Origin of the sequence: Pseudoalteromonas sp. NZS100, from assembly GCF_015864815.1 — a bacterium.
Taxonomy (GTDB): Bacteria; Pseudomonadota; Gammaproteobacteria; order Enterobacterales; family Alteromonadaceae; genus Pseudoalteromonas; species Pseudoalteromonas distincta.
Map to the genome: position 1 here is coordinate 196,032 of NZ_JADYWM010000002.1, position 13,159 is coordinate 209,190.

At 39.7% G+C, this 13,159-nt stretch carries 10 protein-coding genes; 6 read left to right on the plus strand and 4 right to left on the minus strand.

Annotation, left to right across the window (positions count from 1 at the left end):
• Positions 1-142: 142 nt before the first annotated feature.
• The 4 genes from I6E69_RS02695 to I6E69_RS02710 all read left to right on the plus strand — a co-directional run bounded on the left by I6E69_RS02695 (position 143) and on the right by I6E69_RS02710 (position 3,819).
• On the plus strand, positions 143-1,339 hold the full coding sequence (locus I6E69_RS02695) for a DUF3800 domain-containing protein (protein ID WP_197120589.1): 1,197 nt from the start codon (positions 143-145) through the stop codon (positions 1,337-1,339).
• 133 nt (positions 1,340-1,472) lie between these two features.
• Complete coding sequence (locus tag I6E69_RS02700; RefSeq protein WP_197120590.1) at positions 1,473-1,940, plus strand: hypothetical protein; 468 nt, start codon at positions 1,473-1,475, stop codon at positions 1,938-1,940.
• Between the two features lie 302 nt (positions 1,941-2,242).
• On the plus strand, positions 2,243-3,064 hold the full coding sequence (locus I6E69_RS02705) for a hypothetical protein (protein ID WP_231619690.1): 822 nt from the start codon (positions 2,243-2,245) through the stop codon (positions 3,062-3,064).
• Positions 3,065-3,387: 323 nt separating this feature from the next.
• A complete protein-coding gene (locus I6E69_RS02710) occupies positions 3,388-3,819 on the plus strand; it encodes a universal stress protein (protein ID WP_008165663.1) in 432 nt (143 codons plus the stop codon).
• A 348-nt stretch (positions 3,820-4,167) separates the two neighbouring features.
• Here I6E69_RS02710 and I6E69_RS02715 read toward each other — a convergent pair whose 3' ends face one another.
• Together I6E69_RS02715 and I6E69_RS02720 are read right to left on the minus strand one after the other, a co-directional pair.
• Complete coding sequence (locus tag I6E69_RS02715) at positions 4,168-5,751, minus strand: sulfotransferase (protein WP_197120591.1); 1,584 nt, start codon at positions 5,749-5,751, stop codon at positions 4,168-4,170.
• A gap of 85 nt (positions 5,752-5,836) precedes the next feature.
• Positions 5,837-8,251, minus strand: coding sequence for a TonB-dependent receptor (locus I6E69_RS02720; RefSeq protein WP_197120592.1), 2,415 nt, complete (start codon positions 8,249-8,251; stop codon positions 5,837-5,839).
• A 479-nt stretch (positions 8,252-8,730) separates the two neighbouring features.
• Here I6E69_RS02720 and I6E69_RS02725 point away from each other — a divergent pair, with 479 nt between their 5' ends.
• Positions 8,731-9,825, plus strand: coding sequence for an NADH:flavin oxidoreductase/NADH oxidase (locus I6E69_RS02725; protein WP_197120593.1), 1,095 nt, complete (start codon positions 8,731-8,733; stop codon positions 9,823-9,825).
• 75 nt (positions 9,826-9,900) lie between these two features.
• A complete protein-coding gene (locus I6E69_RS02730) occupies positions 9,901-11,097 on the plus strand; it encodes an MFS transporter (protein WP_197120594.1) in 1,197 nt (398 codons plus the stop codon).
• A gap of 81 nt (positions 11,098-11,178) precedes the next feature.
• Here the strand turns inward: I6E69_RS02730 and I6E69_RS02735 are convergent, their stop codons facing one another.
• Both I6E69_RS02735 and I6E69_RS02740 read right to left on the minus strand, forming a co-directional pair.
• Positions 11,179-12,042, minus strand: a complete 864-nt coding sequence (locus tag I6E69_RS02735; protein WP_197120595.1) for a DMT family transporter — start codon at positions 12,040-12,042, stop codon at positions 11,179-11,181.
• A gap of 232 nt (positions 12,043-12,274) precedes the next feature.
• Positions 12,275-13,018 (minus strand): FadR/GntR family transcriptional regulator, encoded by a 744-nt coding sequence (locus I6E69_RS02740; RefSeq protein WP_002960591.1) that lies wholly within the window; start codon positions 13,016-13,018, stop codon positions 12,275-12,277.
• Between the last annotated feature and the right edge of the window lie 141 nt (positions 13,019-13,159).

Genomic DNA, 13,159 nt, shown 5'->3' on the forward strand with positions numbered 1-13,159 from the left:
GTAATATAGCAAAGGTTTTAAAGTATTGAGTATCTGTAAATTGCATGTATCCATTAGTCGGTTTAGAGCGATAACCGGTCATTGAGATTGGCTAAATATGCGGAATGAGCGCTCTATTAAATTGTTAAGTGTCAGGGATAGTATGAGCAAAAATAGTAAAACTAAAAGAGATGCCAAGAAAAAATATCAAATGCGTTTGCAGAACCAACAAAAGGAAGCGGCTTTACGGGTGAAACAAATGATTCCGACTATCTATTGTGATGAATCTGGCAATACCGGTTCAAATCTACTTGACCCAAATCAACCTGTATTTACTTTAGCAAGTTGTCGATTTTCTGAATACGACTCCAAGAAGTTAATTGCACTTCTTGAATCCAGCTCACCTCATGAGGCGCACTTTAAAAACTTACGCCGAAGGAAGTCAGGGCAGGATGGTATTATTAGACTTATGAGTAGTAAATTACTCAACTTAGGAACAGTGAAGGTCAATATTTTCTTAAAAGAGTTTATGATTACTACGAAAATTGTAGACATACTTATTGAGCATATGATGCACATTTCCGGTGAGGACCTTTACTTAAACGGTAGGAATATAGCGCTATCTAATATGCTCTATTACTGCTTGCCTTCATACTGTGATGAAAACTTAGTAAAAGCTATGTATAAATCATTTGTAATTATGATTCGAGAGCAAGGCCAAAATCATATTGATGTTTTTTACTCCAGTGTTGAGAAAGTAAAAGAATCATCTAGTAATGAAAAATTTAAGCAAAATATCGATCTTATATTATCTACTAAAGACTGTATTGATGATGCACTAAACGGTATCGACAAATTTTCATTAGATCCTTCAATTCCAGCGTTATTTAGTCATTGTGCACAATGGGGTGAGGCATTCCCTAAAGGATTCCATATTATCCATGATGACTCACACAGTATTGCAAAGCAGCGTTTGTTATTTGCTCAGTTTATGGATTGGACTCAAAATGAAGTCGAACTGGGTTATGATCGAAGAAAATTTAATCTTCCTCTAAAAGGTAAGTCATTAAAGTTTGCTAGCTCGGAAAATCACTTACAGATACAAGTAGCGGACATCATTGCTAGTTCATTTTCATATTGGGCTGCCGGAGTGAGTCGTGGAGAAACAGAAGATTATTTGTTTTTAGAGTTAGCTAAGCTTAACTTGGATAAATATATTGGTCATAACAAAATATGGCCGACGCAGGACGTTACTCCTGAGGACTTAGGAACCGTACACGATGGTGGTCTAAATGCGGCAAATTATACACCGTTTTTTCTAAATAGAGCGGTTCCTAATCCAGATGTGGCAAACACTTAACAAGGCTCCGCTGCGACGGAAATGTACTTCATTCGACAATAACTTCTTTAAGTTAAACAGTGGGTTATAATCAACAATATGGCATACTCTACATGTGCCATGTTTAGTTTAAATTTCTTAAAGGTTTATTTAAATGAAGAAACTAACGATAGTAATGACAACTGCTTTATTCTCAAGTGTTTTACATGCCAATACAATGTATGACGGCATTTACTATTGCAAAGAATCAGCGTCGACCGCGGTCGGTATTGGAGTAAATGGCGAAAGTGTCATAGAACTAGACTTGATGACACTCACCGTTAAGCTTAAAAATGGGAAGTTAACTATCAAGGACGGTGAAATATTTCACCCTATTTCAAAAAAGAAGATGAGCTATGAATATGAAATTGTCGATGGTGGAAATAGCGGTCGAATAACTATTTTGAGTTATACTGACAGTGGTTTTTTCGCTCATTCTATGAATCAAAATTTTTCTCTTAAAAAACAAGGCTCAAAGCTATCATTTTCACAATACAATGGTTATGCCTACAAAGTACCTAAAGGGAAAAGTTACATGAATAGAGTTGCGCAGGTGTCTAGTGGGAAGTGTGAAAAGTGGTAGATTCAAACAAATGTTTTGTAGGTTTTCGAAGTAGTGAGTGTGTTATAACAAACATTTAAGAGTGCTCCCCAACGCTTAGCACTTTACATTCCATCATTAGGTTGAGTGTTTAAGGTGGTATGGTTAGGTTCAGTGGTAGTGTTGCTCACACCTTAATGCGGTGCTACCAATGACCGCTCATGGCACTCAACCGCACTTCGGCTAAGAGCGAACTACTGACATTGAGCTAATCTTCATTGTTAGAAAGCATTATGCTGTAGCATTATAATGACTTTTTATTTTATAGGGATCTGAAATAACAAATGATTAGAACTTTTTTGTTGTGTTGCGCTTTTATAATTGCGACGTCTGCTTATGGAAATATGCCATCCTATTTCAACGAAGATATTGATAGCGAGTACAGAGAGCTGCTTAAACATGCAGACAAGATGCTTCCTGAAACAAATAAACAGCTAGCATATCTTCCTTCATTCTTTCCATTTAGCCTGTTGGATGTTCGCCCAACAAATTTCGTCAATAATAATGACAAGCAAGCCTTTGCAAATTTTAATTTTGGGGTATTAGGAAGTAGGTTCCTGAATATTAATAAGAAGCAACTTTCTAATTTGCCAAGCATCTCAATATGCAAAGAGCAAAAATGTAAAAAAGAACGAATTAAGCTGATAAAGCAGTTTTTAGTGGATTCAAAGAGTGAAGTTGAAATGTTGAGACAAAATACAAATATTTATATTGTCCAGCAAACGGCACCACATGTTTTTCGCATAAATAACACGTTTTATAGTCCAACGCAGCTTATTACCTACTACCCATCCAAACAAGCAGGATTCATCCCGTCAGGTGACTATAAGCTATCCAAGCCTGAAGAAGCTCCCAAAATGTTGGCATTATCTGAAGTTACTAAGGTTCTGAGAGAGGTAATGGCTAAGTATAATGTTGCTGCAATCACGAGAGTAAACGAAGAGAGTCTCAACATAATCTTTGGAGGTATAAGCGATAACCACTGGGGAATCGTTATTAACCATAAATCAACTATTCCAACTTCTGGTGATTATAGCCATATAGGTTTGGAATTCGATATTGTTCAAAAAGTTTCAGATAGCAGTTTTTACTATCAGACTAACTAATGGCTGTTATTGGCACTTTTGTGAAGTTCAACTGTGAGCGAAAAACTGACTGTCAGCCCCAATTATTCCAAATATTGATTATCTTATAAAAGAAACAACAACGACAACCAGAGTAATAAACCCAGCAATCACAGCCTAATCAATAAGCATAAATTGATGAGGTATTGTTACTTTTAGTGCCTTATTGTTATTTATTGATCGTAATCAATAGATAACCCTTTAATACTCACTACACTTAACTTGCTGAGATGGAGCCGAGTCTATTCTTATGGAGTTGGTAATATCATTGAAAAATATGATTTTAAATTGTGAAGGAGAATAATATGCGCACAGGTAATATTTTATGGCCTACGGATTTTTCTGATACTGCATCACATGCTTTGCAATATGCCATTGAAATGGCGAATTTGTATCAAGTAGGCATTCGTATTTTACACATTGTTGATCAGCCTTCAGATAATGAAAATTATATGATCCTTGCGATAACTCCCCAAGAGTTAGCTAAAAATATGGAAGACGCTGCGGCGAGTAAAATGCACGAGTTATTAGGTCAGTTGAATACTGATTTAAAGATTGAAACAGTTATTCGACATGGTGATGCCATTAATGAGATTTTAGATGAGACTAATAGCGGTGATATAGGCATGGTGGTAATTGCCAGTCATGGGAGAACCGGACTTTCTCATTTTTTGAATGTTAACGTTGCAGAAACGATCGCCAATAAAGCTGATTGCCCAGTGTTAATAGTCAAATAAAATTGGCGCGTATCTCTTGTCCCGCTGCGGTTTTAGACGGGACAAAGTGGCCAGCAGGTTGGGTAAAAATGTGAGTTGTGTAAACATCAATACACGGTTTAATTGCCCGAAAGTGAACGTTTCATACTGGGGCAGTACCTGCATGTATAACCTGGTCTTTTCCTCATGAATTGACTGAATAATTAAGGTCCGCTTATGGCCACCCTCCAACCACTCCACAACATAAAATGTTGAAAATAATTGGCAAGGTATTTTACTGTGTCGGATGGCGCTTCGCTTATCCGGCCTACGCTGGCACAAAGCGGACTATCCCTAAGTCCACTCATTTAACTCCCAGCTATAAAACCCTTACTCAAAACTGATACCTTGTTTTAAAAGGTACTCCACTGCTTTATCTGTATGTGGCTTAAATGCCTTCCAGCGGCCAATTGCTTTATTGTTAAGTGGTTGGCGTACTTGCATTTTACTTGCAGTAGAGACCGGTGCGGTGTTTAAGTGAAAATCTATACACTGGGGTTGCCACTCTAGGTTACAAAAGCTGACTAACTCTTTAATTTGTTGCTCGGGCTGTGCGACTAATTCTTCGTATTTTACTAATTTTATATTGCTGTGCAGGGTACTAAAGTGCTGCATTAGTTTGTAAAAACGGCTGTAAAATTTTGCAGTGTCGAGTAAATCGAGCGAGTACGCGTAGTAGGGGTTATTAATGGTAAATAATTGGCGATAGTTGCCAATACAGGTGTCCATTGGATCGCGCAGCATACAAATTATTTTGGCGTTTGGCAGTGCTTTGGTTATTAAATCGATATAAAAAAAGTTAAACGGGAGCTTATCAATAAAGTGTTTATGGCTGCCTGTTATTACGCGTGTTGCGTTTAAATAGGTTGACCCAAGCTGATTAAAATCAAGCTCGTAGGCTTTACTGAGCGTTTGAGTGTCGAGCACGTGAGGTGTTTGTGTTTGGCTTAGCTTTTTAACGCTTAGGCCAAAGTCTTGTAATTCACCGGCTGATTGCACGTCGCTGTGGCTCGATAAAATACGCTCAACTAATGTGGTGCCAGAGCGGGGCATACCTAATACAAAAATAGGTTCGGCCGTTGGGTTACCTTGTGTTAGCGCTTGTGTGTGCTGCTCACTTAAGAGTTTAATGTGTTCAAATAACTCAGTTGAGCTTTTATGGTCAAACGGCTGCACAGCACGTTTTGCTACTTTACCTTGCTCTAACGCGTTAAAAGCTTCTGAAAATTCACCAATATCTTGATACTCTTTTGCTAAAGCATGGCCAATATGCAGTTTTGCATCGGGGTGCGTTACTTGCTCAAATACGTTTTTTAAGCGCTCAATATGGTTGTTTTGCTTACTTACTTTAGTTAAATCACTTAATGCAAAATGACTTTGATGGTGCAGCGGGTTAAGCGCTATGGCATTTTCAAAAGCGTGTTGGGCTTTATCAAATAGTCCTAAAAACTTAGCGCTTACACCGTAGTTATAATAAAACGGTGGTTGAGCTTTGTTAGCTGCTGTAGCCAGTGTAATAGCGCGCTCAAAGTAGTTAAGTGCGTGTTCGTGAATGCCTGCTTGAGTAAGTGCAACGCCAAGTGTGTCGGCATCAAGGGCTTTAGTTATTTGTTTTAATGGCACCGATAGTGCGGTGTTTTTTGCTTTTTGTAATTCGCCAGTAAGTGCGTAACATTTAGCAAGTTGCGCGGTGTATTCAATACTTTGGCCAAGGGTAAGGGCTTTTTCGATGAGCTTTATTGCTTTGTGTATTTGCCCAACAGTTAAATTAACCATTGCCAGCAAAAAATACCCATCAGCAAAGTCTGGTTTGAGTGTAACTAACTCCACAAGGGCTTTGTGTGCTTGCTCTATTTTACCTTGGTTTAGGGAGTGTATTGCGCTTTGATGAAGTTGCTTTAAATTTGGCTGCATGGTTTTTGGTAATTATTTTGTGAAAGAAAATAAAAAGGCTCAAATAAATTTGAGCCTTAAAACATTGTTTAAAAATTACTATAAATTATATTTCAAATTTGTAGTTAAATTTAACACCTACCGTAAGCGGGCGATTAATGTAATGGCCGTAGTTACGTTGTATGTCGGCACCATTTGCTGATGTTATATCGGCATCTGAACGACGAACTGAGGTAACTGCGTATTTGTTGAATAGGTTATCAACATATAGGGTAGTTGACCATGCATCAGCTGTTAATTTAGCAGATATATTACTTAAGCTGTAACCTGGTAGTGTTTCGCCATTGTCATGCAAGCCAACTCTTGTAATTACATCGCTTTGCGCGGTTAGACCGTAGTTAATATCAAGCGTTTTGTCGTTAAATACATCTGTTTGATAGTTTACACCCATTGAGAACTGATGCTCTGGAGAGCCTGGTAAACGGTCGCCGTCTTCTGCGCCATCGGTACCATCAGCATTAAACAAAAATGGTGCATCTGATGTTAGCTCTGCTTTTGTATAAGCATAGGTTGCATAAACTGAAAACGAGTCAGATAAAATGGCACGGGTAGATATTTCAATCCCTTTTGCGTTAGCGCTACCTGCGTTAGATAAGTACGGTAGTTGGCCTACATCAGTAGCGCCCGCAATTTGTGCATCATCCCAATCTACGTTAAATAGAGCGGCGTTAAAGTGAAGTTGGCTTCTAAACCAGGTGCTTTTAAAGCCTAACTCGTAGTTTGTTGTTGTATCGGCATCGTAAAGCATTTCTTCTGGACTACCACAACCTGCTTGGTTAGCTGGTAATGGATCAGGACACGGTGCTAAACCATTTGAACCGCCGATTCTAAATCCTTCACTTACCGTTACATAGCCCATGACTGAATTTGTGAATTGGTATTTAGCATTAAACTTAAAGAGGCTGCCGTTATCGTCAGCTTCATTTTTTTCAAAGTTTAATGAAATAGCATCAGGTGCTGCGTCATCAAATAAGGTATTAAATAATGGAAAATCTACAGCTGACTCAGATTCAACGTCGTATTGGTATAAACGCATACCTAAAGTTACGTCTAGTTTTTCTGTTACTTGGTAGCCTATTTCGCCAAACAAAGCTGATTCTGTTATCTCGGTACGATCTACCGAGAAGTACTCAAGTTGATCTGGGCGAGACTGCGAAGCGCCAAAGTTTTCTACTGCAAAGTCACCAAAGCCAGGCGTAAACTCTTTACTAGAAGCATCCGTTTCTATTTTGTTGTAAAACGCACCAACAATCCAGTTTAAGTCGCTATCGCCTTGCGATACTAAACGCAGCTCTTGGGTGAAGGTGTCTTCTTCTTCAATCTCACGCGTGAAAGATGAAAACGCTGGGAATTCTTCATAGCCGTAATCAAGACGAATAAGTAAGTCTGTTTGATCGCGTTGACCGTCGGCATCAAAGCTCGAAATACCGGTAGCCGATACTAGCTCTGCAAAACCTAAGTCGGCTTTTAGTTCAAGGCTTAGTAATTGATCTTTTTTCTCGCGAGGCTCTTCAAAGCGATAAGCCGATTCGTATTTACCTATTACATCGCTTAAGCCGTTGTTTGCATTAAGGCTGTTGTAATGAACAATCGAGCGGCCTTCGCTGTCTTGGTTTTGGTAAAAGTAGTTAAGCGTACCTTCAAACGATTCATTTGGTTTAAAGCGTACAGAAATACGACCTGTTGTGGTGGTTTCGCCGTTGGCGTCTTTCACATTTTTAAGGTTGTTGTTAACCGCTGAGCTATCGCTCCAATCTGGATCAGGTAGTGATACGCCTGGCTCGCGTACTACGTAGCCGTAATCGATAAAACCCGGATCTTCATATACGTTTAAGCTGGCGCGTACTGCTAATTTATCTTCAATAATAGGAAGGTTAAAAATAAAACCGCCTTCGCCACCTAAAGAGTCACTTTCTTTTGTTTGAAATAGGTCGCCGTAAACTTCAAGCGATGTAAAATCAAGCTCAGGCTGTTTAAGCATGTAGCGAATTGCACCGCCCAATGTGCCTGCACCATAAAGCGTGCCTTGTGGCCCAATTAATACTTCAACACGCTCAATATCTACTAGGCGCATATCTACCGAAACTGGAATTTCGTTAATGTAAGTAGATACTGTGCCGCCATCTGATGATGGACCAGACGAGTTTGTATTTAAACCACGAACAATAATAGGCGAGCCTGAGCGGCCACCTTGATCGGTAATTGTTAAACCAGGTACCCAGCGCGCTACATCCGCAAGCTCACTGATATTTTGATCTTTCATTATATCAGCATCAAGGGCTGTAATATTTAGCGGTGCATTTTGCACAGAGCCGCTGCGCCTTGTTGCTGTAACTTCGATTACTTCGAGTGATTTGTTTTTAGCTGCAACTTCTTCTTGAGCAAGTGCGGCATTAGGCAATAAAAATACGCTAGAAACAGCGCTCGAAATAGCCAAGGTTAACAAGCTTGGTTTAAACATAAAAAGTGATCCCCAGTTCAAATGTTTTACATTAGTAAATTAAGTTAAGCAGTTTATCAGGGAGTGAAGTCGCTTGGAATATTTAAATTGAATTTTAATTCACTTTTATAGAATAAATATGGTTGATATGTAGGGTTTTTATTTGGTTAATCGGTAATACAGGCAATGGCTTAGTGTAATTAGGTACAGTTAGATTAAAAATTAAACCCTTGTTTAAAGGTAAATAGTCATTCATATTTTTAAAGATGGTGTTATGACGTGCTCGTTAAACAAATTATTACATTAAAATTAATATTTCATAATGTCATTACTTATACTTTTATTAGCACTATTAAAGTGTATTTTGATCCCCATTAAGAGTGTTAAGTCGCCATTATTAGTGACAGTTTAAGTTATTGAGTGAGCGTGTTTGATTGCCGCTTCGTATTCTCTTTTTTATTTTGTCCGCACTTTTTTGTGCGTGTTTTTAAGGATTAACAATGAGCCAACTATTTTCGCCTTTATCACTTGGGCAAGTAACGTTAGATAACCGTATTATTATTGCCCCTATGTGCCAGTATTCAGCCAATAATGGCGCTGCTAGCGATTGGCATACTATTCATTTAGGCCAATTGAGTTTAAGTGGTGCAGGGTTACTTATTTTAGAAGCAACAGCAGTAAACCCAGAAGGGCGTATTAGTTACGGCGATTTAGGGCTTTGGAATAATGAAACCCAGCAAGCACTAGGCAAAAGCCTAAAAGCAGTAAGGCAATACAGCCCTATGCCTATTGGTATTCAGTTAGCGCATGCTGGGCGCAAAGCATCAACTGAAAAACCATGGGACGGTGGTGATGCCATTGCACCTGATGATGTAAATGGCTGGCAAACGCTCGCACCTTCGGCAATTGCGTACGACGCTAACAGCCCAGTGCCAAAAGCAATGAGCCAATCTGACATAGATTCACTAATTAAAGATTTTGTAAGTGCAGCTAAACGGGCTGATGAACTCGGCCTTGATTTAATCGAGCTACATGGTGCGCACGGTTACCTGTTACATCAATTTTTGTCGCCACTTTCAAACAAGCGCGATGACAACTACGGTGGCAGCCTAGAAAACAGAATGCGCTTATTGCTTGATGTGTTTAAAGCGGTAAGAGAGGTATTCCCCAGTAATAAAGCGGTAGGTGTGCGTATTTCGGCAACCGATTGGGTTAAAGGCGGCTGGGATTTAGAGCAATCGATAGTGCTTAGTAAAGCGCTTGATGAACTAGGTTGTGATTTTATTCATGTAAGTACAGCAGGCCTAAGCCCTGAGCAACAAATACCAGTAAAACCTAATTTTCAGGTACCGTTTGCAACAGCCATCAAAGAAGCGGTTAAAATGCCTGTTATAGCGGTGGGTTTAATTACACAGGCGCAACAAGCCGAAGATATTATTAGTGAGCAGCAAGCCGATGGCGTAGCACTAGCGCGTGGTATTTTATATAACCCGCACTGGCCGTGGCATGCAGCTGCAGAGCTTGGCGCTACAGTAACTGCACCTAAACAATATTTACGTTCAAGCCCACATGGGCAGCCATCACCAATAAAATAAAGTTTAGTTTTTTTGTAGAAACCCAACCCGCGTTTGCGGGTTGGGTTTTATTATTTTTATAAAGTAGAGACACACATGACCCAAACAGGCGTTTCAGCGCAACCTCTTAGCAATACACTCGTTACTATTATTGCTTTGTGTTGCGGTCTTATTGTTGCCAATATTTATTACGCTCAACCTATTATTGAGTTACTTGCCCCAGAAGTTGGATTAAGTTCACGCAGTGCTAGCCTTATCGTATCGCTTACACAAATAGGCTACGCTTTGGGGTTGTTTTTTTTAGTACCACTAGCTGATTTAGTTGAAAATAAAAAGCTTATGTTGGTCACTCTTGGTGTGTCGTTTTTGAGTTTAGTGGGTACGGCACTTGCTGATTCACCTAATGTAATGCTTATTTTGTGTTTGATGATAGGTATAAGTTCGGTTTCTGTTCAGGTGCTTATTCCGCTTGCTGCGCATTTATCGTCTGACGAGAAGCGCGGGCAGGTTCTTGGCAATATTATGGCGGGTTTGTTGTTAGGTATTTTGCTAGCAAGACCTATATCGAGCTTAATAGCCGATCACTTTGGTTGGCGTGCTGTATTTTACTTTGCAGCAGGGTGTATGGTGTTTATTGCAGGCGTAATTTATTTTGCTATTCCAAGCAGGCAACCGACCCATAAAACAACGTATTTTAAGTTATTAAAATCGCTTAAACAGTTAATGATTAGCCAACCAGTGCTGCGCCAACGTTCACTTTTTCAAGCGTTAATGTTTGCATCGTTCAGTTTATTTTGGACGAGCGTACCGGTTGTGCTTGCCCGTGAGTATGGTTTATCCCAATCAGAAATAGCATTATTTGCACTAGTGGGCGCAGCAGGTGCTGTAGCAGCCCCCATTGTTGGGCGTTTGGCTGATAAAGGTTATACGCATCAGTTATCGTTACTGGCCAAACTTATTGCAGCACTGTGCTTTTTACCAAGCTTATTTGAGTTACCTTACGGCATTATAGTATTGGCATTAACCGGTGTGTTTATTGATTTTTCTGTGCAGGCCAATATGGTATTGGGTCAACGTGCAGTGTATGCACTAGAGCCACAAAGCCGTGCGCGTTTAAACGCTATTTACATGACTAGCATATTTGTAGGTGGCGCAGTAGGCTCGCTTATTGCCAGCCCATTATATGAAGCGGGCGGGTGGACAGCTATTGCTCTGGTCGCTACCGGCATGCCGCTTATTTCGTTGATTGGCTATTTGGTTACAACTAAAAAGCAAAGTAAGGCTGTGAGTTAAAAAATTACCAGATACAACACAATAAAGTCACCATGTGCGTGGTGACTTTATTTAACTTGTTTAGGTTAGTTTGGTAGTTAATTAAGTAGCCTGTTTTTTTGCGTTTGAAAACGAGCTACCAACAGATGCAATAATTACAAGCAAAATAGCGAGCCACTGCCATAAAGTAAGCAATTCACCCAGTATAATAAACCCTGCGAGCGAGGCAATTGCAGGCTCTAAGCTCATCATTACGCTAAACCCTTGTGAAGGCATGTTACGCAGTGCAACCATTTCAAGTGTATAAGGCAGTGCACTTGATAAAATAGCGATACCAATCCCCAGTGGGATAATTTCCCACGTAAACGCGGCGCTTTGCATAATGCCGCCGTAAGGCACTAGCACTATAGCGGCAACAGTCATGCCCAATGCGACAGTGGCTCCACCAGAGCTTTGTGTGCCCGTTTTTTTACCAAATAATATATAACCTGCCCAACATGCACCGGCACCAAGAGCAAGTGCAACACCTAATGGATCAAGACTGTCTTGGCCGCTCATATCTGGAAGCAAAAGCAAAATACCGGTAATAGCACAGGCAACCCAAAATAAGTCACGTTTGCGGCGTGATGAAAATAAGGCAACAGCAAGCGGGCCTGTAAATTCAAGCGCTACACCTATGCCTAGTGGAATGCGTTCAATAGCGTAATAAAACAAAATGTTCATGCCGCCTAAACTTAAACCATACACAATTATAGGAATACGATTACCCGTAGTGGGTAAGTGTTTCCAAGGTTTAAACACTAAGCAAAGTATAAATGCAGAAAAACCAAGCCTAAGGGCTGTCGTGCCCTCTGGGCCAACAATTGGAAAAAGTTGTTTTGCAAACGACGCGCCCGTTTGAATGGTCATCATGGCAAGCAATACACACACGATAGCCAGTAAATAACTTTTTGAAGATGCTTGCATTTTAATCCTTGAGTTGAGTAACTCTATCAATTAGTTATGTAATGCAGGGAGTATAAAAGCTAAACCCGCCCGATATTAATGGCGGCATACTATCTTTTTTTAAATTTATAGGTAAGTGTTTGCGACCAAAAATAACGCAATTAAAAGTATATTAAATAGGGAAGGTAAATAAAGTAAGAGGTAAAGTTAGCAAACAAGTGTTTGCTAACTTTAATAAGTTGGTTAAAAGGCCTTAGTGGGCACTTTTATTAACTAAGCCGTCAAGCGAGTAGAGGCCTCGTTTTTCATCATTTTTGCGTTTAATTTCTTCAAGTGCGCGCGATTCTACGGCATCAAATAAAGCATTAATTAAGCGATTAAAATGTTTGTGCATTGCACTGCGCGCTGCATTTGCATCATGCGACTTTAGGGCTGTATAAATAGCGGTGTGTTCGTCCATAACGCATTCGTTATTGTTTTTACACACACTGCCATAGTCAGCAACAATTTGTGGATTTGTTAAACGTAAATCCCACAAGTTAGACACTGCAAATTCAAGTGCTTTATTACGCGTTGCTCTAGCTATAATTTCGTGGAACTCACGATCGGCTTGCTCAACATACAGGCCTTTTTCCATAGCAATTAATGTTTTATTTAGTTGCTCTAGTTCTTCTTCTGTAATGCTTTGAGCAGCTAAAGCGGCAATTTCGCCTTCAATTAATGCGCGAGCTTGAGTAAGTTCAAATGCACTGATCTCTTTTGATTTTATAGATGCATTTTTTTGTTCTACTACGTAAACACCAGAGCCAGTTTTAACTTCAACTCGGCCACGTACTTCTAATGCGATAATAGCTTCTCTAATGGTAGGGCGGCTTACATCAAACATTTCTGCAAGTTCACGTTCAGGTGGTAAACGACTCCCAGCAGAAAATTCGCCTTGATTTATTAAAGACTCAATTTTATCAACTATGCGCCAAAATAAGCGACGATTACCCATACTTTACCTTCATTACCTTAAGGAATAATGGCCTCTGGGGCCTATAAGTCAAAACCAACTGTTAATATCAGAGGTTACCTTAAAATTCACTATTATGTCAAAATTCTAACGCGATGTTAGGGTTAAAAACCACTATACACC

Bases quoted from the DNA above. Each gene is read 5' to 3' on its own strand.
- I6E69_RS02695 (WP_197120589.1), top strand. From the start codon at position 143: ATGAGCAAAAATAGTAAAACTAAAAGAGATGCCAAGAAAAAATATCAA.
- I6E69_RS02700 (WP_197120590.1), top strand. From the start codon at position 1,473: ATGAAGAAACTAACGATAGTAATGACAACTGCTTTATTCTCAAGTGTT.
- I6E69_RS02705 (WP_231619690.1), top strand. From the start codon at position 2,243: ATGATTAGAACTTTTTTGTTGTGTTGCGCTTTTATAATTGCGACGTCT.
- I6E69_RS02710 (WP_008165663.1), top strand. From the start codon at position 3,388: ATGCGCACAGGTAATATTTTATGGCCTACGGATTTTTCTGATACTGCA.
- I6E69_RS02715 (WP_197120591.1), bottom strand. From the start codon at position 5,751: ATGCAGCCAAATTTAAAGCAACTTCATCAAAGCGCAATACACTCCCTA.
- I6E69_RS02720 (WP_197120592.1), bottom strand. From the start codon at position 8,251: ATGTTTAAACCAAGCTTGTTAACCTTGGCTATTTCGAGCGCTGTTTCT.
- I6E69_RS02725 (WP_197120593.1), top strand. From the start codon at position 8,731: ATGAGCCAACTATTTTCGCCTTTATCACTTGGGCAAGTAACGTTAGAT.
- I6E69_RS02730 (WP_197120594.1), top strand. From the start codon at position 9,901: ATGACCCAAACAGGCGTTTCAGCGCAACCTCTTAGCAATACACTCGTT.
- I6E69_RS02735 (WP_197120595.1), bottom strand. From the start codon at position 12,042: ATGCAAGCATCTTCAAAAAGTTATTTACTGGCTATCGTGTGTGTATTG.
- I6E69_RS02740 (WP_002960591.1), bottom strand. From the start codon at position 13,018: ATGGGTAATCGTCGCTTATTTTGGCGCATAGTTGATAAAATTGAGTCT.